This is a genomic window from Glutamicibacter sp. NPDC087831, from assembly GCF_044742845.1.
Lineage (GTDB): Bacteria > Actinomycetota > Actinomycetes > Actinomycetales > Micrococcaceae > Glutamicibacter.
Window position 1 is genome coordinate 137,308 of record NZ_JBIUVH010000006.1, and the last position, 20,754, is coordinate 158,061.

15 protein-coding genes and 1 riboswitch are annotated in these 20,754 nt (G+C 58.7%); of the genes, 10 read left to right on the forward strand and 5 right to left on the reverse strand.

Annotated elements, in window-relative coordinates; all coding sequences use genetic code 11:
* The first annotated feature begins 28 nt into the window (after positions 1 to 28).
* A complete protein-coding gene (locus ACIOJF_RS16850) occupies positions 29 to 2,053 on the forward strand; it encodes an ATP-dependent nuclease (protein WP_402741941.1) in 2,025 nt (674 codons plus the stop codon).
* Positions 2,046 to 4,067 (forward strand): UvrD-helicase domain-containing protein, encoded by a 2,022-nt coding sequence (locus ACIOJF_RS16855; protein ID WP_402741942.1) that lies wholly within the window; start codon positions 2,046 to 2,048, stop codon positions 4,065 to 4,067. The genes ACIOJF_RS16850 and ACIOJF_RS16855 overlap by 8 nt, the downstream gene beginning before the upstream one ends.
* Positions 4,068 to 4,398: 331 nt before the next feature.
* Here the strand turns inward: ACIOJF_RS16855 and ACIOJF_RS16860 are convergent, their stop codons facing one another.
* Both ACIOJF_RS16860 and ACIOJF_RS16865 read right to left on the reverse strand, forming a co-directional pair.
* The gene (locus ACIOJF_RS16860; protein ID WP_402741943.1) at positions 4,399 to 5,439 is read right to left on the reverse strand and encodes a methionine synthase; all 1,041 of its coding nucleotides are present in this window, start codon (positions 5,437 to 5,439) and stop codon (positions 4,399 to 4,401) included.
* Positions 5,440 to 5,458: 19 nt separating this feature from the next.
* On the reverse strand, positions 5,459 to 6,451 hold the full coding sequence (locus tag ACIOJF_RS16865; RefSeq protein ID WP_402741957.1) for a DUF1852 domain-containing protein: 993 nt from the start codon (positions 6,449 to 6,451) through the stop codon (positions 5,459 to 5,461).
* Between the two features lie 122 nt (positions 6,452 to 6,573).
* Between ACIOJF_RS16865 and ACIOJF_RS16870 the strand changes: the two genes are divergently transcribed.
* The 5 genes from ACIOJF_RS16870 (at position 6,574) to ACIOJF_RS16890 (ending at position 13,169) form a co-directional block, all read left to right on the forward strand.
* On the forward strand, positions 6,574 to 7,515 hold the full coding sequence (locus ACIOJF_RS16870; RefSeq protein WP_402741944.1) for a LysR family transcriptional regulator: 942 nt from the start codon (positions 6,574 to 6,576) through the stop codon (positions 7,513 to 7,515).
* A 232-nt stretch (positions 7,516 to 7,747) separates the two neighbouring features.
* A riboswitch (SAM riboswitch) is annotated at positions 7,748 to 7,838 on the forward strand.
* Between the two features lie 87 nt (positions 7,839 to 7,925).
* Positions 7,926 to 9,239, forward strand: a complete 1,314-nt coding sequence (locus tag ACIOJF_RS16875; protein WP_402741945.1) for an O-acetylhomoserine aminocarboxypropyltransferase/cysteine synthase family protein — start codon at positions 7,926 to 7,928, stop codon at positions 9,237 to 9,239.
* Positions 9,236 to 10,456 (forward strand): cystathionine gamma-synthase, encoded by a 1,221-nt coding sequence (locus ACIOJF_RS16880; protein ID WP_402741946.1) that lies wholly within the window; start codon positions 9,236 to 9,238, stop codon positions 10,454 to 10,456. Before ACIOJF_RS16875 ends, ACIOJF_RS16880 begins: the two co-directional genes overlap by 4 nt.
* A gap of 71 nt (positions 10,457 to 10,527) precedes the next feature.
* The gene (locus ACIOJF_RS16885; RefSeq protein WP_402741947.1) at positions 10,528 to 11,397 is read left to right on the forward strand and encodes a GyrI-like domain-containing protein; all 870 of its coding nucleotides are present in this window, start codon (positions 10,528 to 10,530) and stop codon (positions 11,395 to 11,397) included.
* A 62-nt stretch (positions 11,398 to 11,459) separates the two neighbouring features.
* Positions 11,460 to 13,169: a DUF222 domain-containing protein gene (locus ACIOJF_RS16890; RefSeq protein ID WP_402741948.1), complete on the forward strand. Its 1,710-nt coding sequence runs from the start codon at positions 11,460 to 11,462 to the stop codon at positions 13,167 to 13,169.
* 65 nt (positions 13,170 to 13,234) lie between these two features.
* Here the strand turns inward: ACIOJF_RS16890 and ACIOJF_RS16895 are convergent, their stop codons facing one another.
* Both ACIOJF_RS16895 and purU read right to left on the reverse strand, forming a co-directional pair.
* The gene (locus ACIOJF_RS16895; protein ID WP_400291308.1) at positions 13,235 to 13,753 is read right to left on the reverse strand and encodes a gamma carbonic anhydrase family protein; all 519 of its coding nucleotides are present in this window, start codon (positions 13,751 to 13,753) and stop codon (positions 13,235 to 13,237) included.
* A gap of 37 nt (positions 13,754 to 13,790) precedes the next feature.
* Positions 13,791 to 14,633, reverse strand: a complete 843-nt coding sequence (gene purU, locus ACIOJF_RS16900) for a formyltetrahydrofolate deformylase (protein WP_105661680.1) — start codon at positions 14,631 to 14,633, stop codon at positions 13,791 to 13,793.
* A 326-nt stretch (positions 14,634 to 14,959) separates the two neighbouring features.
* On the opposite strand from purU, the gene ACIOJF_RS16905 reads away from it, so the two are divergent.
* Positions 14,960 to 16,705 (forward strand): hypothetical protein, encoded by a 1,746-nt coding sequence (locus tag ACIOJF_RS16905; RefSeq protein WP_146112264.1) that lies wholly within the window; start codon positions 14,960 to 14,962, stop codon positions 16,703 to 16,705.
* 9 nt (positions 16,706 to 16,714) lie between these two features.
* On the opposite strand, the gene ACIOJF_RS16910 is transcribed toward ACIOJF_RS16905, so the two are convergent.
* Positions 16,715 to 17,749 carry a flavin-containing monooxygenase gene (locus ACIOJF_RS16910; protein ID WP_402741949.1) on the reverse strand — a complete coding sequence of 345 codons (1,035 nt, stop codon included), beginning with the start codon at positions 17,747 to 17,749 and terminating at the stop codon, positions 16,715 to 16,717.
* Positions 17,750 to 17,919: 170 nt separating this feature from the next.
* Here ACIOJF_RS16910 and ACIOJF_RS16915 point away from each other — a divergent pair, with 170 nt between their 5' ends.
* Both ACIOJF_RS16915 and ACIOJF_RS16920 read left to right on the forward strand, forming a co-directional pair.
* Positions 17,920 to 18,786: a bifunctional methylenetetrahydrofolate dehydrogenase/methenyltetrahydrofolate cyclohydrolase gene (locus tag ACIOJF_RS16915; protein WP_105661683.1), complete on the forward strand. Its 867-nt coding sequence runs from the start codon at positions 17,920 to 17,922 to the stop codon at positions 18,784 to 18,786.
* Positions 18,787 to 19,052: 266 nt separating this feature from the next.
* Entirely contained in the window at positions 19,053 to 20,675 is a 1,623-nt protein-coding gene (locus ACIOJF_RS16920; RefSeq protein WP_402741950.1) for an AAA family ATPase, read from the forward strand.
* The last annotated feature ends 79 nt before the right edge of the window (positions 20,676 to 20,754 follow it).

The window sequence follows — 20,754 nt, forward strand, 5'->3', positions numbered from 1 at the left end:
TATAACTATTTCGAGGAGTCGATTTTGCATGCATTTATCTCAAATTCAAATTAGAAACTTTCGACAGTTCGACTCCGAAGGGATTGTGGTCGAATTTCAGCCGGGAGTTGTTGCTTTGGCTGGTCCGAACGACAGTGGCAAGACAGCGATCATCGATGCCATCCGATACGTTCTGACCACCAAAGACCAGGAATTCATATCTGTCCAGCCGGAAGATTTTCACGTATCTAGGAGTAGTGGAGCATCCAGCGATATTACGTTGACTTGTTGTTTTTCTGGTCTCTCCACAGCCGACCAATCTACCTTCCTGGAGTATCTGACTCCAACTGAAAATGGCGAGCTAGTTTTCTACCTTCAGTGGAAGTGCGTCAAGAAAACCTCGTCTACTTCTCGCCGCTGGAACGACATCACGCTGAAGTCTGGACGCGATGGTCAAGGACCGTCCATTGATTCGGCGACCAAAAACCTCTTGGCTTGCGCTTACCTACGCCCGCTTCGCGACGCTGAACGCGAAATGTCTTCCGGCAGGAATTCGCGACTATCTCAGGTTCTCAACAAGTTTCCCGACATTTCAAGCGGTGACACCCTCGACCCGGATAGCCTACCCGGAGACATTGCTGGGGTTGAATCCCTTAGCTTGGCCGGCCTCTCTGACTACATCCGGTATCTAGTAAATCGTCACGACGGCGTGAATGCTGCAACGACCAGCATCAATAATGACTACCTTTCAAAATTGAGCCTGGTGGGCGATAATCTGACCGCTGAGATCAACTTTGTGAGCGGACCGGATGACACCACACGATTAAAGCAAATCTTGGAACGACTTGAGTTGAACCTACTAGATAGTTCATCGCAGTCCAACGATGGACGATATGGCTTGGGCTCGAACAACTTAATGTATATGGCGTGCGAGCTACTTCTAATAGCCAAAGAGCGCGAAGGGTTGCCTCTGCTACTTATTGAAGAACCCGAAGCTCATCTTCATCCGCAGCGACAATTGCAGCTGATGAGTTTTCTGGAAAGTAGAGCAACTCGTCAAGACGGTCAACCACCAGTTCAGGTCATTATTTCGACCCACAGCCCTATTCTCGCGTCCAAGGTCAAGGTCGAGAATATCGTGCTGGTCAATGGAAGCCAAGCCTTTTCACTTGAGCAAGACCGAACGATGCTATCCAAGTCTGATTATGGATTCCTGGCGAGGTTCCTCGACGCAACTAAGTCGAATCTATTCTTCGCACAGGGTGTCATCGTCGTAGAAGGTGACGCTGAGAAACTACTACTCCCAACTATTGCACGACTCATCGAGCGTGATCTTACGAAGTTTGGCGTATCTATAGTCAACGTCGGTTCGACAGGGTTGCGCCGTTACACTCGCATTTTCCAGCGGAAGCGTATCGCATCTCCTGGGGGCACCGCGGAGCAAACAACGATCAAGATTCCCGTTGCATCCATGGGTGATCGAGACATCATGCCAAATAACGCTCCACAGATTCTGAAATACGTAAAAAATAGCGATGACGAAAAATGGAGTAGTAGCCACAGAAAGTGGCGCATCAAAGAAGATCCTAAATTCCTCAGCGACCCAAACTTTCCGAACGAAGTAGAATATGAAGCCGGCCGGGCTGCGATTGTCAATAAATTAACCGCTGACGATGGCCAGCAGGTTAGAACGTTTTACGCCGACCACTGGACTTTTGAATACGACCTAGCGCATGCGGGATTGGCTAGCCAGGTGTTTACGGCAGCTAAACTCGCTCAGGCGGATGAACGTATTCACGAAGCGGACGATTCTTCGGTCGCGTTCGAGTGCGTGAAGACTGACGCGATTGCAGAATTTCAAAAGCTCCAAGCAGCACATACGAGCATTGAGACGTTATCAACACACGTCTACAAGGAGTTCGTCGTAGGAAAAGCGTCGAAATCGATTGCCGCTCAATACTTGGCCCAACTTCTAGAGGATGAATTCAGCGGGCAAGCGGAAAAGTTGAACGAAGTTCTGCCAAATTACCTAAAAGCGGCGCTTACGTATGTCACGGAGCGTAATAATGGCTGAACGCCCGCAGTGGATCTCAGAAGTGCTCTATCATCCGACGATCGAGACTGATGAAATCGACGGCGTGGTTTCATCGATGAAAATTAAGGAGCTTGACACCGAACGCCGCAGATTCATATCGGACTTATCGTCATTCGACGTCAGCGCATGCCCTGGAAGCGGTAAAACGACGCTGGTAGTCGCTAAGGTATTACTCCTATCTCGCAAATGGGATTCAAAGACTCGGGGGATGCTCCTTCTCTCACACACGAACGTTGCCAAGGATGAAATATCAAAACGATTCCAGATTCTTGGCGAAGAGCTTCCATCTGGCGGGCGCCCACACTATGTCGGAACTATTCATGCGTTCGTGAACAAGTTCCTGACCATTCCGTACCTTCTATCGATTGGGATTGAGCAAAAGGCTGTCGATGACGATATCGCCATCAAGGTACGAGACCAGCTACTGGGTCAAAAAATATTCGGATTGCGAAATTTTCTAGCCCGAAAGCATACCTCACTGGAAGCGATCAAGATCACTGACTCTGACCTGAATAACCCCTTTGGTGAAAGTCTTCTTGGTATTGCATCGGTAGGTACGGACTCTTACTCCTCGGCCGCGGGTGCCGTTCGCAGCTCGGTTGAGCTTGGATACCTCCGACATGACGAAATATTCGTCTTTGCTAATCGATATCTTGAGTTGCATCCGGAAGTCGCTGCTGCGCTCAGACGTCGGTTCCCCTTCATTATGATTGATGAGATGCAAGACACGACAACTGAGCAAGCAAAGCTACTGGATCGGATATTCCCACACGAACAGCAGGATATAAGCATTCAGCGAATAGGCGATCAAAATCAAGCCATCTTTGGGACGGATCACAAAAACGGATACCCACAAGGCAATCAGTTTTCGATCGCCGATAGCTTTCGGTTTGATTCATCGATCGCCAAGCTGGCTTCACCATTGGCGGTCTATCCTGTTGAACCCTCGGGACTTCGAGGCGTTGATCTGGGGCACAACTCATCGGCAAAGAAGAACGTCTTCATCGTTTTCCACCCTGACAAAATCGACAGGGTTCTTCCATCCTTCGCTCAGATCGTGGCGGACTTAGTGCCCGAGGAAGTCTTGCTCAGCAAAAAAGTCTCGGCACTAGGGGCCAGGCACATCCTGCCAGACGACGACATAGACAACCCTGACCACTTTCCAAAAACCGTAAAACACTATCTGCCCACGTACCTACCAAGATCGTCTACCGCAACCAAGACGCACCGTACCTTCATCGCATACGTGATCCACGCCCGAGGGAACGTTGCAGAAACTGGTCAGTTATCGGAAGGCCTAGAGCATATAGCTGGGGGGCTTATTCGGTTCATTAACAGCGGACTAGACTACGGTGACCGGATCACTATTAAGCAGCGAAAATATAGACAGCTCGTAGACCTGGTGAATTCGGTGAATGCTAAAATATCCGAGTTTCAAGAAACGCTCTGCTTGATCCTGGCGGCTACAGTTGAGCCGACATTCGGTGAGCTGGAGGTGCTAAGACAGAAGGCGCTAACACTACTAACCAGCACAACAGTTGGGCTTGGATCGACACCAAACGCGGCAGTTTTCTTCGAACCTGTCAAGAGCGAACTACTTGCGACCCGTCCCAAAACCGTAGCGGGCAAACCAACGAATGTATACGTGCTTAGTCGTGAGGATCTAGCGGATATTTCCGTAGAAGTCAGTTCTATCCATGCAGCCAAAGGCGAGACTCACGGAGCAACGCTTGTACTCGATACGTTCAACAGGACACACTTCGTAGGAAAACTGATCCCCTGGCTATCGGGGAAGAAAACAAACACCACAGCCAAGACTTCATCCAGTGACAAGAAACGACTACACGAATGTTATGTCGCAATGACACGCCCCACTGAGTTAATTGCCATAGCAGCGGTAGAAAAATCACTTGGCAAAACCTCCAAAGAGATTGAAAAATCAATACAAAATCTTGAAGTTCACGGATGGAAGGTTTTGCGTATCACTGCGTAGAAGTATTCACTTTTAGTTGCGAAGGCAGTCAAAGTTCGAGCGCAAGATAACGCTGAGCCGCACTGTACTTTGATCCAATTTGCCGCGCTACTTCATTTAGGGTGTGCCCCGACTGGCGTAAACGAGAGGCCTGTAACTTCTGTTTGTCTGTCAGCCCAAGCTTTCGGATTGTCATGCCGTGTTCGTTCAGGATGCTGATCAGAGTGGTCTTAGAGATCCCGAACGTCCTGTCTACCGTCGCGCTTGCTTCCCCTGCCTCGTACCGGGGTGCCCGCGGAAGATCGCTTTGAGGTCATCCGCGGGCAACGATGGTGTCGCCGATTCTATCACTTCAGACGCGGGCACCAACAAGCTCCTCGCGCAGGATGCCAGCCCCTGCGCTGAGCGCACTGAGCTTGGCCAGGGCCACATCGCGGCGGAAGGGGGCCATGCCGCAGTTGGTGCTGGCAATCAGCTTGTCCGCATCGACAAATTCGAGAGCATTGCGCAGGGTCTGCGCCACTTCCTCGGCAGTCTCCACGGCGTCATTGGCCACGTCGATAGCTCCAAGCATCACTCGCTTGCCGCGCACCAATTCGACGACCTCCAGCGGGACATTCGAGTGGTGGGATTCCAGCGAAACGGTGTCGATTGAGGAAGCCTGAAGCAGCGGGAAGGACTTCTCGTAGTGGCGCCACTGGGCACCGAGAGTCGCTTTCCAGTCATTATTCGCCTTGATGCCGTAGCCAAAGCAGATGTGGACTACGGTTTCGGCTTTGAGTCCCTCGCAGGCGCGCTCCAGTGCGGCGATGCCCCAGTCGGCCACCTCATCAAAAAAGACGTTGAAGGCAGGCTCGTCGAACTGGATGACATCCACCCCGGCTGCCTCAAGCTCGCGGGCTTCCTGGTTCAAGATGGTCGCGAATTCCCAGGCCAGTTTCTCGCGGCTGCGGTAGTGCGCATCGTACAAAGTATCAACCATGGTCATCGGGCCAGGCAGGGTCCACTTGATCTGCTTGTCGGTACAGGAGCGCAGGAACTTTGCGTCCTGAACGAAGACCGGCTTTTCGCGCTCTACGGCACCGATGGCGGTGGGAACACTGGCGTCGTAGCGGTTGCGGATGCGCACGGTCTCGCGCTTCTCGAAATCGACACCGCTCAGGTGCTCGATGAAGGTGGTAACGAAGTGCTGGCGGGACTGCTCGCCGTCGGAAATGATGTCGATGCCGCGCTGGGTCTGCTCGAGCACCGCTGCGCGCATGGCGTCTTGCTGCCCTTCGCGCAATTGCTCGCCTTCAAGCTTCCAAGGGGACCAGAGCTTTTCAGGCTCGGCAAGCCATGACGGCTTGGGCAGGCTGCCTACAATCGACGTGGGGATAAGCGGGGAAGTCATAAGGGAATCTTTCTGGATCTTAGGCGACGGGTGTCGGGCAGGAAGCGGACCACAGATCGAGCAGTTGGCGATTTGGGATGATGAAATGCTCTTCGGTGAACTTGCCTTGGATCTTGCCCAGTTGGGTTCGCTCTTCGCGGTCATAGAAGACGCGGGTGGGGGAAAAATCCTCGGCGCCAAGGCTCGGGTGGTACACAGCCGGAGCCGCCGAATTGGCGTTGTAGATCTCCGGGCGGTAGATCTTCTGGAACGTCTCCATGGTGCTGATCAGGCTGATCAGCTGCAGGTTCGTGTAGTCGTTGAGCAGGTCGCCACGGAAGTAGAAAGCCAGCGGTGCGACAGCACCCTGCGGCATGAAGTAGCGCACGCTCAAGCCCATTTTTCCGAAGTACGCGTCGGTCAATGAATTTTCATCCTGCTGGTATTCCAAACCGAGCACTGGATGGCTGTTGCCGGCGCGGAAATAGGTTTTGGAAGTCGAGACGCTGATGCAGACCACCGGCAACTGGGCAAAACGCTCACGGTACGCCTGTGAGTTCAAGAAATGCTGGAAGAGCTGCCCATGGAGATCGCCAAAATCTTCCGGAAGCACCGGGGCTCCGCTGTCATTGCACGAAGCTGGAAGCACCACGCTGAAGTCGTAATCGCGGACATAAGAAGAAAAATTATTGCCGACCATGCCCTGGGACCGAGTACCCGTGAGTTTATCCACGATCGTGGTTTCAAGCACTTCTAAAAGTGGAAATTCCTGATCGGTATTATTGGCAGAAAAATGCACATTTGCGGAAATGATTTCCAATTCAAGACAATAGCGGTCGCCTTGGGGATTGTCCCAGTGAGCGAGGGAATTGAAACGGCGGTTGATCATTGTCAGGGCATTGCGAAGGTTCTCTTCGCGGCGCTCTCCACGCGCCAAGTTGGCGAAGTTTGTCGTGGTTCGAGAATTCGCAGAAGGGGAATAATTCTCGTCGAATCTTGTGGTGCTAATGCTGAAATTTAATGCGTCTGCCATGATGGCCAATCTGTATTTGGGAGGCCTGGGCAGGCCGAGGGGAAGTCGTTGCGTCAATCATGCAGGGTGATTCTTGATATCAGGTAACTCGATATAACTATGGATTCATATAGACTCTGGCTATGGTTCAGGGAACAAATGGCTTGACACTTCAGCAGCTGCGCTATTTCGTGGCGGTGGCCTCCGAGGGGTCCATCTCCGCCGCCGCCGACCTGATCTACGTCGCGCAGCCCAGCATGTCGGCGGCGATGAAGGAGCTTGAATCACGGGTGGGGCGCACCTTGCTGGTGCGCTCGGCCAGGGGAGTGACGCTCACCGCCGAGGGCGCAGAATTCCTTGGCTACGCCCGGCAGGTCCTGGAGCAAGTGGAGCTGCTGGAGCATCGCTACCTCGGCCGCCCCTCCGCCAGGCGGCTGCTGGGCGTCTCCACCCAGCACTACTCATTTTCTGTGGACGCGTTTGTCCGGATGGTCCAGGCCAGCGGCGCCGAGGAATACCAGTTTTCGCTCCGCGAGACGCGCACCGAAGAAATCATCGAGGACGTGCGCACGCTGCGCAGCGACATCGGGATCCTCTACCTCAACGACTTCAACCGGAAGGTCATTGACAAGCTGCTGCGCGAATCCCGGCTGGTCTTCCACCCGCTGTTCCTGGCCGATCCGCACATCTTCATCTCGCGCAGCAACCCGCTGGCCACCCGAAGCCAGGTCACGCTCGAAGACCTCGAAGACCTGCCGCGGCTGACCTTCGACCAGGGCGCGAATAATTCCTTCTACTTCGCCGAGGAGGTGCTCTCCACCCGCTCCAGCCAACGCGAAATCCAGGTCTCCGACCGCGCTACCATCTTCAACCTCATGATCGGCCTGGGCGGGTACACGATCTCCACCGGCATCATCAGCGACGAGCTGGATCCCTCCATCGTCGCCATCCCGCTGGCGATCGAGGAGCGCATCGAGATCGGCTGGATCGGCCACGCCGCCATTCCGCTCACCGACCAGGCCCAGCGCTATCTGCAAGAAGTCCGCACCGTGGTCGCCAGCTTCGGGGTCGAGGTGCTCGGCTGAGCCGCCCCAGGCGTAACTCTCGGTCATCGATCGCCGGCCCATCGTCACAAACTTCCGGCAGAACCCCTGCATCACGCTGATTCCGCTCAAAAGCTCGCGTCATAAAGTGGCACCGGCCACCGCGTCATCATGACAAGTTCACGACATATGAAGCTTGGCGGCCTTGTATGAAGCCGGCCGCCCGATAGCGCTTGCACCCCTCGCAGCCCATGGCCAACCATGGAAGAACAACAAACCATCAAGAGCGACTAAGAGATCTGGCTCGTTGACGTCGCAGCAACCATCGGGAAACCGAAAGGTGCTAATGCCAGGAACGATGGAGCAGTTCCGAACGCGTTTTCGCGCTGTGCTTCGTGCCTTTGCACGATGCCTAATCGGTGCACTCCCTCGCAGAAAAACGAGGAGGAGCCATGAGCCAGGAAACCGACGCGGTGCACGCAGGGTACCGCCCGAGCGGAGACTTCCGCCCGATGCTGCCGCCACTGCACAATTCCGCAGCCTACCAATTCGCATCGCATGCCGAAGCGGTCGAGAAGTTCGCGCTGCGCCAGGCCGGTTTCACCTACTCGCGCACCGGCAACCCCACCGTCTCGATCCTCGAGCAGCGAGTGGCCGCGCTGGAAGGCGGCGCCCAGGCGGTAGCCACCGCCACCGGCCAGTCCGCGGTCGCCCTGTCCCTGCTGGCCCTGACCCAGGGTCCCAAGCACATCGTGGCCTCCTCCTCGCTCTACGGCGGCACCGTGGATCTGCTCACCGACACCTTCGCGGACTTCGGCATCCGCATCAGCTTTGTCGACCAGGCCGATCCGTCCGCCTGGGCCGCTGCCATTGAGTCGGACACCCGGGCGTTCTTCCTGGAGTCCGTCTCCAACCCGCTGTGCACCGTGGCCGACCTGCCCGCCATCGCGGCGATCGCCCACGAGCACAACATCCCGGTGGTGGTCGACAACACCCTGGCCACCCCGCTGAATGTGCGGCCACTGGAAATCGGTGCCGACATCGTGGTGCACTCGGCCACCAAGGGCCTGGCCGGGCACGGCTCGGTGCTCGGCGGGGTGGTGGTGGACTCGGGCAAATTCGACTTCTCCGATGCCGCCCGCTGGCCGCAGATCGCCGCCCCGCGGGTGCGCCTGAACAACACCTCGCTGCTTGAGCGCCACGGACCGGCCGCCTACGCGATGCTGGTGCGCTCCAAGTTCCTGCACGACCTGGGCCCGACCCTCGCTCCGGCCAGCGCCCAGGGAATCCTGGCCGGAATCGAGACCCTGCCGGTGCGTGCCGGGCACGTGCAGCGCAGTGTCACCACGCTGATCGAAAAGCTCTCCGCTCATCCGGGCATCGCGGCCATCCACCACCCATCGCTGCCCACCCACCCGAGCCACGAGCTGGCCGCGAAGATCACCCCGAAGGGCACCGGCTGCGTGCTGGCCATCGAGCTGGCCCACCCGTCGCTGGTTTCCCCGGTGATCGACGGGCTGGCGCTGATTTCCCTGGCCGCGAATGTGGGGGACACCCGCACCATGGTCTCCCACCCGGCCACCATGACGCACTGCCGGCTCTCGGAGCAGCAGCTGGCCGCCGCGGGCCTGAACACCTCCACCCTGCGCCTGTCGGTGGGATTGGAAGACCCCGCCGACCTGCTCGCAGATATCACCCAATCGCTGGATCACGCACTGGCCGCAACCCAGGCCACCGCCGGCACCAAGGAAGCGAGTTTCGCATGAGCGGCTTCAACACCCTCGCCGTGCACGCCGGCCAGCACAAGGACCCGCACACCGGTGCGGTGATCCCGCCGATCTACCAGACCAGCACCTTCATCCAGGACGGCATCAACGTGCTGCGCGCCGGGCACGAGTACTCGCGCGGCTCCAACCCGACCCGCAACGGGTTCGAATCCCAGCTCACCGCGCTGGAAGGCGGCACCGCCGGCTTCTCCTTCGCTTCGGGAATCGCGGCCGAAGACGCGCTGCTGCGCGCAATACTGGCGCCAGGCGATCACATCGTGCTGGGTGCCGACGGCTACGGCGGCACCAACCGGCTGATCTCCAAGCTGCACGGCAAATGGGGGATCACCTCTTCGGCGGTGGACATCACCAACCTGGCTGCGGTGCGCGCCGCGATGCGCCCGAACACCGCGCTGCTCTGGGTGGAAACCCCGTCCAACCCGCTGCTGGGCATCGCCGACCTGGCCGGCTGGGCTGCCATCGCCCGCGAACACGGCGCCCTGCTGGTGGTGGACAATACCTTCGCTACCCCGTATCTGCAGCGCCCGCTGGATTTCGGCGCCCACGCGGTGGTCCATTCCACCACCAAGTACATCGGCGGGCACTCCGATGTGCTCGGCGGGGCCGTCATCGTGGCCGATCACCTGCACCGCGGGCAGAGCCTGGCCGAAGCCGTGGGCTACCAGCAGTTTGCCGGGGGCGCGGTCTCCGGTCCGCAGGATTCCTACCTGGCCGCCCGCGGGCTGAAGACCCTGGGCCTGCGCATGGAACGCCACGGGGCTACCGCCTCCACCCTGGCCCGCTGGCTCGATGACCAGCCCGAAGTCACCCGCGTCTACTACCCGGGGCTGGAACGCCACCCGGGCCACGAGCTGGCCAAGTCCCAGTCCGCGGCCGGCCGCGGCTTTGGCGGGATCCTCTCATTGCAGCTCTCGGATGAAGCCGCCGCCCGCGCCTTCGCCCAATCCATGGAGTACTTCCAGCTCTCGGTCTCCCTGGGCGGGGTGGAATCCCTGGTCTGCTATCCGCGCGAAATGACCCATGCTTCGCTGATCGGCACCCCGCTGGAAATCCCGGCCAATCTGGTCCGCCTCTCGGTGGGCATCGAGGAAGCCGACGACCTGATTGCCGATCTGGAACGCGGCCTGGCCGCGGCCCGCGCGGCGTCCAAACCGGTCGTCGCCCGGGTATGTGAAAAGACTCTGGAAAACGCCTGATCGCATCGAACCGCGATTATCGGGCGGCGTGCCCCTACCCTGAAGAATAGTAGTTGGGGAAGGGTGGAATCATGATCGGAATTCTCAATCGGCTCATCGAGCATATCGAGGCTCAGCTACGCGCCGAGATCAACCTCGCTGACTTGGTGCACGCCGAAGGTACGACCGAATACCATGTGCGACGGATGTTCTCCTCGCTGTCCGGCATGCCGGTCTCCGAGTACATCCGCCGGCGCCGCATGACCCAGGCCGCCGCGGATCTGCTTGCCGGTCAGGACCTGCTGAGCATCGCGATCCGTTACGGCTATGGTTCGGCCGAAGCATTCGGCCGGGCCTTCCGAGCGGTGCATGGCGCGTCCGTGGCCGATGTCCGCGAGAATGGTGGCCCCCTTCGAAGCCAACCAATCATCAGGTTCAGCCTGACCGTCGAAGGGAATCGTCCCATGGATGCACGAATAGTTGATCGAGAAGAATTCCAGCTCATTGGATACGCCACGCAGGTACCGCTGATTCACAACGGTGCCAACCCGCACATCCAAGCCCACATCGCCTCCATCCCGATAGCCGAGCACGCTCGGCTCAAGGAGCTGTCTTCCGCGCAACCTGCCGGTTTGCTGCAGGTCAGCGACCAGGTAGACCCTGACTACCGCGAAGGAAGCGAGCTGACCTACCTGCACGGCGTAGCCATACCCGGTGGCAGCGAGGTGCCCAAGGAACTGGACGCGATCCAGATTCCTGCTGGCCAGTGGGCGGTCTTCAGCGCTTCGGGACCCTACCCGTCGGCGTTGCAGGACCTCTACGCCGCCACCGCTACCGCGTGGTTCCCGTCCAATCCGTGGCGTTTGCGCGTGGGGCCGTCCATTGTCGCCGTGCTCGATCGGGCCCCGGACTTCAGCACCGCGACCTGCGAGCTCTGGCTGCCGGTTGAAGCCGGCAACTAGACTTGTCCACAGCCCGTACACGCATGCCCTGCAGATCCATTTCTGCGGGGCATGGTGTACCCATGAGCAGAGAAATCGCGCAAGCGCTGAAGGACCTGGCCGACGCCAACGCGTTGGCCGCTTCAGCGACCCATGTCCTGGCCCAAGGCGGCCTCACCGCCGGCCAGGCCGCCTATTTTTCGATGCTCGCTGAAGACACGTCCCAATCTCTCGCCCGGACCCAGGTCCACGCGGCAGCTGCCCTGCGGCGTACCGGCGCCCACAAGCTCGACCAGGAATCCTTCCAGGCCATCTCCGATCTCGGGGCCCACCCCACCGTCGAGCAAATCGAAGCCGCGAAGGGGCGCACCACGACAGCGCGCACGCATTTCAAGGATGCCAAAGGACTGATGACCGGCTGGCTGGATATCCCGCGCAGCACCGCCGCCGCCCGCCTGGTGCAGGCCGACTGCCTGCTTGGCGGCACGGACGAGGCAGGACAACCGACTGATCCGTGGCTGCCGGAGCTTGCTACGCAGTTCGACGACCCGAGCATTGATCCGCGGCTGGTGGCCTCGGCGGCAATGAAGCTGCATTCGCTCCGCAAGGATCTGGGCGAAGGCAAAGCCGCAGAGTCGAAGAAGCAGCAGCTCCAGGCAGAATCCGCAGCCTTCCTGCGTTCAGAGCCCAAGTCAGCGCGCAAGCACATCAACGACATGGTCTCGCAGATCAAAGCGGGCCAGCGCCCGCTCAAGGCTCTGCTCGACGGAATCGGGATCTTCAAGCGCGGTATGCGCAAAGGGCTGGTTGAATACATCATTCGTGTTCTCCCATCGCATGCCGCATACATCGAGGCCTACTTCGCCAATCTGGATAATCCGTCCACCGTAGCCGGCAACCGCGAGGGCTTGAAAGACGTTGATGCCCAGTTCACCGGTGAGGAAACCAGCGGCTGGGACGATGATGAAAGCAAACCCGACTGGGCAAAAGACGGACCGGGTGGCGACGCTACGGAGGACATTGGAGATCTCGACTCGGAAGACGAGAATCTCCACTGCGGAAATGATGAGCTCCAGCCAGAAGTTGCTTCCGCCGAAGCGAAGCCGGCCAACGCTGAATGGGAAGACCTGAAACCCGAGCGAAGACGACTCGTTGGTTTCATGGCCTTGCTGATGAGCGAACGGAAACCCAGCGGAGGCCCGCCGGAACAGCAATCAGGACTTGCCAGCGCGCAGGTGAGCGTCATCTTGGATTGGGATAAATTGCAGCAGCGAACCGAGGATTTCGCTGTGACCTCCTCGGGGATTCTGCTATCCCCGGGAGAAACCAGGACCGCACTGTGCAATGCCGGGATTCTCCCGGTGGTTTTGAACGGCAAGAGCCTGCCCTTGGATCTCGGACGAACGCAGCGGCTATTCACCAAGGCCCAAGTCCGAGCCCTGCGGGCAGCCTATCGAGGCTGTTCCTATCCCGGGTGCAGCATGCCTGCGCAGCGGTGCGAGGCGGATCATCTGGATCCGTGGGAGAAGGGCGGGCGCACTGATATCAAGTCTGCGGTGTTGAATTGCTTGATTCACCATACGGCCAGGCATTGCGGGTTGTTCCAGGCGGTGAAGATCCCTGGGAGCCGGCCGATGGTGCTGTTGCCGCCGGAGTTGGATCCGGAGCAGAATTTGCGGATCAACACCTATTTCATGACTCCGGCCGAAGGGTTGGAGGCCGAAGCATTGGCGGAGGAGACCACGGTGAAGTGGCGTGCTGGGTTGCTGGACGTCGAAATCGCCGAGCCATGAGCAGCACGCACAATGCTTAAAGCGAAAGGTCCTGGAAGCAGTGCGCTTCCAGAACCTCGCAAACTCTAGGCGTTGGCTTCCAGATGCTTGGCTGCCAGCACGAGATAGTGATCAGCGTTGGTCTTCAACCCGGCGACTTCTTCATCGCTCAGTTCGCGGCGGACCTTGGCCGGAACACCTGCAACGAGGGAACGCGGCGGAACCTGGGTGCCTTCCAACACCAGTGCACCTGCAGCAACCAGCGACTGCTCGCCGATCACCGCGCCATTCATGATGGTCGCGCTCATGCCCACAAGGCAGCCGTCACCTACGGTGGCGCCGTGCACCACGGCCGAGTGGCCCACCGAGATGCCCGCACCCAGGGTGCAAGGAAAACCCTCATCGGCGTGAAGCACGACGTTGTCCTGCAAGTTGGTGCCTTCACCCACACGAATCGGCGCCGAATCGCCGCGCACGGAGACGCCATAGAAGGCGCTGGAGCGATCCGCGAGGGCGACATCCCCGCTCAACACTGCGGTGGGTGCGACAAAAACGTTCTCGCCGACCTGTGGAGTCGACCCGTCAATAGTAATCATGTGGCTCATGCCACCTACTCTAATTGGCTCAGGCGCACGGGGCGAGTCACGAGAAGACGATGGTGCGCTGGCCGTCGAGCATCACGCGATGCTCAGCATGCCACTGCACGGCGCGGGTCAGCGTCCGGCCCTCCACGCTGCGGCCCAGCTCAACGAGCTGCTCGGCGGTGCGGGTGTGCGAGACGTGGGTGACTTCCTGGTCGATGATCGGACCTTCATCGAGGTCCGCGGTGACGTAGTGCGCGGTGGCACCGATCAGCTTCACGCCGCGTGCATAGGCCTGGTGGTACGGCTTGGCGCCCTTGAATGAGGGCAGGAAGGAGTGGTGGATGTTGATGACCCGGCCTTCCATGCGCTCGCAGAGCGAATCCGAAAGGATCTGCATGTAGCGGGCAAGCACCACCAGTTCGATGCCGTAGTCCTCGGCGAGCTTGAGCAGCTCAGCCTCGGCCTGGGACTTGTTCTCCTTGGTCACCGGCAGGTGCACGAAGTCCACCCCGTAGAAATCGGCCATCGGCTTCAGATCCAGGTGGTTGGAGACGATCACCGGCACATCGATGGGCAAGGTGCCAGCACGCTGGGCGAACAGCAGGTCGTTGAGCGCATGCCCGGCCTTGGAACACATGATCATGGTGCGGGTGCGCTTTGCGCCATCGTCCACACGGAGGGACATGTGGAAATCGTCGCGGATGGGCGCGAGTCCTGCGCGGATCTGTTCCAGGGACTGCTCGGTGGCTACCTCGATGCGCATGAAGAAGGTGCCGGTTTCGGGCGAGAGGAACTGCTGGGACTCGGTGATATTGCAACCGGCACCCAGTAGACCCCCGGAAATGGCATGGACGATGCCGGGACGGTCGATGCAAGATAGGGTGACGATGAAATTGTTCATGCATTGAGATTAACCGGCTGGCGCGCTGCATGCACATTCGTCTCGGTGGAGTTACACAGTTAGGCGTCGAAGCTACTGGATCATCAGCAGGTTTCCGCACTCAGCCGAGGTGCTTTATGCGTCTTCAAAAAACACCGTTCGAACTAATGATCAATACCTGGCCGCACTGTGACATGATGTCTATAAATTTGGCATTTTCACGCTTGGGGAAACACATGAGGCTGCTGCATCGTTTTACTTCGGTTATAGGCGCCACCGCCTTGGTATTCGCCGGGCTCGTGCCCCCAGCCCACGGTGCTATCAGCCCTGCAGACTGCTTCGAGTACATGGATGAGACCGCTAGTGTCGTCGTGGGTTTGTCCTGCAAGAACGTGGCATCGTTGCAGGAACTGCCGATGACGCGCGATATCCAGTGGATCGGCGTCGACACCCAGAAGGAGCAGGCGCTCGGTGGGCTGGAAGTCTTGGCCGCCAACCCCCAGTTGCAATCGGTGCGGATCAATAAGGCTCCACAGGAAATCATCGCGGAACTAGCCAAGCTGCCAGTGCTGGAGTCACTGTCATTGACATTCCCCAAGGGGCAGCAGGTGCAGCTGGCTGGGCTGGGACAGTTGTCTGACCTGAAGGAACTTGAAGTGCTCGCCACGAGTTCGACGGATTATCGCTGGGCCAAGGATCTGTCTGATCTCGAAGTACTGGATCTGGCCAGCTACACCAAGCCGCTCATCGAACTGAAGATCGGTGCCAGCACGGAAATTGAACCGGTGATCACGGTGGATGGCAGTGTGCTCAAGCCGTGGGAATACACCCGCGAACGAATCCTGGGCCAGATCAGCCCCACCGGATTCACCGCGAACAAAGCTGGATTCGCGGGTGTGGCGGCTGAACTCACCGACTTCGAGGCGGTGATCCCGGGACAGGAGAATCTGAAGTCTGTCAGCTACGCAGCCAGCTGGCACATTGGCGTGCGCGATACTGCCCAGCTCGGCCGAATTTCACTGAACAGGAACCCGTCGCTGGCGGGCCATGACGCGGCGGTCGTGGGAGATGCCCTGCTGGCACCGACAACCAATTACCCATACACGGCCCTGCAGTGGACCCGCAACGGGGCACCGATTCCCGGTGCCGTGGGAGAGAGCTACCAGCTGGTGCGCGAAGACTCCAAGAAAGTCATCGCGCTGAACTACGAGACGAAAGCAGTTCGTCAAAACGGCGAAGTATGGGTCCCCTCGGCGCAGGGGACGATGAAGTACGGAGCGCCGATTGCCGCGACAGTCGCCTCGATCGCCAAGCCGACGATCAGCGGCAGCAAGATCGTGGGACAGAAGCTCACCGCTTCCCTCGACGCCGCATACTTCCCGGAGTTCACACGCCATTATCAGTGGCTAGTCGACGGTTTCGAGATTCCGCGGGCTACCGCGAAAACCTATACCCCACCTCAGTCCTATGCCAACCGCAAGATCGCCGTGCGGGCAACTCTGCACGCGGCGGACGGAGAATCGGTATGGCTGCCGGCCAGCTCGGCAGTCAAGGTCGTCAAGGGTACGATCACGGTTGCCAAGCCAAAGGTCTCTGGAACCTCAAAAGTCGGTTCCAAACTCACCGCCAAGGCCGCCACACCGGCTCCCTCCGCCCAGTCCACTAAGTACCAGTGGCTGCGCAGCGGCCAGAAGATCAAAGGTGCCACGGCAAAGACCTACGCGCTCAAACCCGCAGATCTGAACCAACGGATCTCAGTCTCGGTGACCTATGCCAAGGCCAACTACACTACCAAGACCGTGACCAGCACTGCGACCGGGAAGATCGCAGCCGCCAAGCTCAAGGTCCTGAAGAAGCCGGTGATCACCGGCAAGAAATCCACCGGCAAGACCTTGAAAGCCACGGCAGGCAGCTACAACACTAAAAACGTGAAGATCTCCTACCAATGGACGCGCTCCGGAAAGATCATCCCCAAGGCCACCAAGCCGAATTACAAGGTCGTCAAAGCCGATGCCCGGAAGACCTTGGGCGTGTGGGTGACGGCCTCGAAACCCGGCTACACCACCGTGCTAACCAAGGTGAGCAAGAAGTAACTGGGCACGCTATACCGCAACCGCGGACAGGAACTTGCTGGCTGCCAGCGCCGCCTTCCTCCCTGCCCGGGTAGCGCCCAAAGTCGAGGCCGACGCGCCATAGCCGACGAAGAACAGCCCCGGCACCGCCACGGCAGCCACCCCGTCCTCCATCAGGATGCCGCCTTGAGCCGTGTGCAGTTTCAGATCGCGCAAATGCCGGTGGGCATGCCGGAAGCCGGTCGCCCACAGGATCGCATCGATCTTTTCGCGTGACCCGTCGGAGAAGACGACGGCGTCGGATTCCAGCCGGTCGATCTTCCCCCGCGAAACCAGCGCCCCGGAGGCGATCCCGGCACGCATCTTCTCGGTGAGCAGCAACCCGGTGGTGCCCACCACCGACTTCGGCGGCAGCCCTGCACTGGTGCGCTCGTTGACCTGGCGCTCCACTTCCTGGCCCCATTCGGCACCGGTAGGAACGTCGCGCCAGTCCGGTGCGCTGCGCGTGGACCACAGGGTATCCACGCCGGCAGCGCGCAACTGCACGATGAACTGGGTGGCACTGGCGCCGGCCCCGACCACCAAAACGCGCTGCCCGGCGAATTGCTGCGGGGAGACGAAGCCATTTGTGTGCACCTGCGGACCGTCGAAGTGCCCGGGGTAGACCGGCCAGAACGGATTGCTCCAGGTCCCGGTGGCGTTGATGATGGTGCGCGCCCGGTAATCCGCATCGGCGTGCACCACGAAGTTTTCTCCGTCGTTTTCGACCGAGGTCACCGGTGCGCCGTGGCATACCGGCAACGCGAAGCGCTGTTCGTATTCCGCATAGTATTCGGACACCACTTGCGAGGCCGGCCGGGTGGAATCCTGCACCTCGAGCGGGAAATCGGGCAAGGGGTGGATATGATGCGCGTCGCCCAGCGTGAGGGTATCCCAGCGGTGCTGCCAGGCCCCGCCGGGTGCAGGGTTTGCGTCGAGCACCAGGAAGTCGATGCCGCGCTTGGCCAGATGGTAGGCGGCGGCAAGCCCGGCTTGCCCTGCGCCGATCACGATTGTCGAGTACACGCTTAAGGTAACCCTGCGCACTTCAAAGTCATTCCCGAAGCCATTTTCGCTACACTGGAACGCGTGACTGGCGTTAGGTGGGTAACCACCAGGGAGCTAATCGTGCGAGCCGCGCGCCTGGGTTTGCACACCACCCGCCTTGGGAACAGGGCACCTACGGAAGGAACAGCGTGAGCGCACGCATTCTCGACGGCAAGGCCACCGCGGCCGCCATCAAGCAGGAACTGGCCGAACGCGTTGCCAAGCTCAAGGCTGCCGGGCACACCACCGGACTGGGCACCATCCTGGTCGGCAACGACCCGGGCTCGGCCTGGTATGTCGGTGGCAAGCACAAGGACTGCGCCGAAGTGGGCATCGAGTCGATCCGCGTGGATTTGCCCGAGGAAACCACCCAGGACGAGCTGCTGGCCAAGGTGCGCGAGCTGAACGAGAACCCGGACTGCACCGGCTACATCGTGCAGCTGCCGCTGCCCAAGCACATCGATACGGACGTGATCCTCGAAGCCATGGATCCGGCCAAGGATGCCGACGGCCTGCACCCGATGAACCTGGGCCGCCTGGTCGCCAACGTCAACCGCCCGATGGCCTCCCCGCTGCCATGCACCCCGCTGGGCTGCGTGGAACTGCTGGCCCGCCACGATATCGACCTGAACGGCAAGCACGTGCTGGTCCTGGGCCGCGGCGTGACCATCGGCCGCCCGGTCGGCCTGCTGCTGACCCGCCGCGACGTGAACGCGACCGTCACCCTTGCCCACACCGGCACCACCAATCTTCCTGAACTACTCGCCCAGGCCGATGTCATCATCGCCGCCGCTGGCGTGCCGCACATCATCAAGGCCGACGCCATCAAGCCCGGCGCGATCGTGCTCGACGTGGGCGTCTCCCGCGTGGATGGCAAGGTCACCGGCGACGTGGATCCGGCTGCTGCCGAGGTCGCGTCGTGGATCTCGCCTAACCCGGGCGGCGTGGGTCCGATGACCCGCGCGATGCTGCTGAACAACGTGGTCGAGGCCGCAGAGCGCAACGCCGCCAACTAGACGCGAATGAACTCAAACACCAACGGCCTGCCATGATGGCAGGCCGTTGGTCTTTTACGTCCAGCAGCGGTATTTACTAGGAGACGTAATTCCTCTGGACGCAAATTGGTTTTAAGGCCGTTCCGAAAGCATTTAGATTTGCGTTTCCCTGATTAATGTTAGTGGTTCATCAGATTTAATAGGTGACGTCCTTTTCTGTAAGTGTGTCGTTGGCTTTTCGTTTGGCTAATAAACGAATGATGGTTGGGTATCGTAATATCGGTCTCATGACTCAAATTGGCGAGGTGCCCACACCTTTGGCTCAGTGGAATATTCCAGTGTTTACGGGTGGTTTCTGCAGCGTGCAGGTGAGTGCGGGAGAGGTGTTGACGATCCTAGGGGCGAATGGCTCGGGTAAATCTGCTCTGGCTTCGTGGATGCCGAGAAATTCGCAGGCAACGGCTATCCGGAGAGTGTTAGCGCAACGAAAACTGTGGTTTACTCAGTCGGGACCTTCCATTACTCCGGCAGACCGAAAAACGCGATTTGCCCAAATCACGCATTGGGATCAGGAATTTAGTTCGCGCTATCTTGATCACAGTGATTCACAGCGCTCGGGGATTGCCTTGTTCGATATGCTAGCCAAGATCAACCAGGAGAACAGGGCACGCGTAGATCTGTATGAGGCGGGGTCGAGCACTGAAGATGTTACCCGGAGGATGGGTCCACGTGTTCTCGACACGTTCAATACAGTGCTTCAAACTTCGGGCCTGGAAATTGAAATAGGCGTGGATTCTACAGAGAATTTTTTTGCGAAGCATCTCAATTCTGACGTGACATATCCGATTCATTTGATGTCCGATGGTGAGAAGAGCGCGCTATTGCTCGCCGCTGAAATTATTACTGCCCCGTCCGGGGTGACGTTTATTATCGATGAGCCGGAGAGACATCTGCATCGAGCAATTTCCGATGAACTCATAAAAACCATTATTGCTACACGTAATGATTGTGCTTTTGTCGTGTTGACCCATGACCTGGACCTCGCCGCGAGCCTTTCTGAACAAAGAGGGAAAGTGCTAACCGTGTTTGGTGTGCGGTGGGAAGGCGAACAAGCCATGCAGTGGGATCTGCATGAGATTGCACAGGACGACTCCTTGCCTGAAATCGCCCGACAGGCCATTCTTGGTGGGCGGAAGGAGATTCTCTTCATTGAAGGAGAAACGACGAGCCATGATCTGAGCCTTTACAAGGTGCTCTTCCCAGATTGGCTACTGGTGCCTAGCGGAGGATGCGATACGCTCATCCGGTCAGTGTCTGGCCTGCGGAATAGTGCGAGTTTCCATTGGGTCAGAGCACGCGGTTTGGTTGATGGGGACTGGCGATCTGAGCAGGAAATTGAATCCTTATTTAGTCTTGGTATTCATGTTCTGCCGGTGAGCGAAATTGAGAACCTCTACTACACTTCGGAAGTGCTGCAGGCAGTAGCAGAGCAACAAGCTTCGACGTTTGGCTACGATCCTCAGGTCAAAGTTGAGGAGGCCAAGAGCGCGGCCATGAAGGCGCTAGGAAAGGACGGGACGTTAGAAAGACTGACCGGACAGCTTTCGAAATCTGTGGTCGCGAGGAAACTAGTCGAGTACATGCCAGATGTGGTTGATGAGAACGCAATCGAGATCAACTTTGACTCGCCATTTCCACAAATTCTCAGGCAGATGAAGGATCATGTTACTGCTTGTGCGTATGACGAGCTGATCAAAGCGCTCCCGATTCGTAACACCAGCATGAGAATTGAGATTGCTAGGCACCTCGGTTTTCAGAGTATCCAGGACTATGAAACTGCGGCCCTTCATCGCATCCGCAATTCTCCGCCGTTGCAAATCGATTTGCACATCCCCATCGAGAAGCAATGAGGTCGAGAGCCCACTGGATAAACGTTACAGAGAAATCCAGCGAGGTCCGGTCCTAAGGAAATCTTGGTGCGGTGCGGTG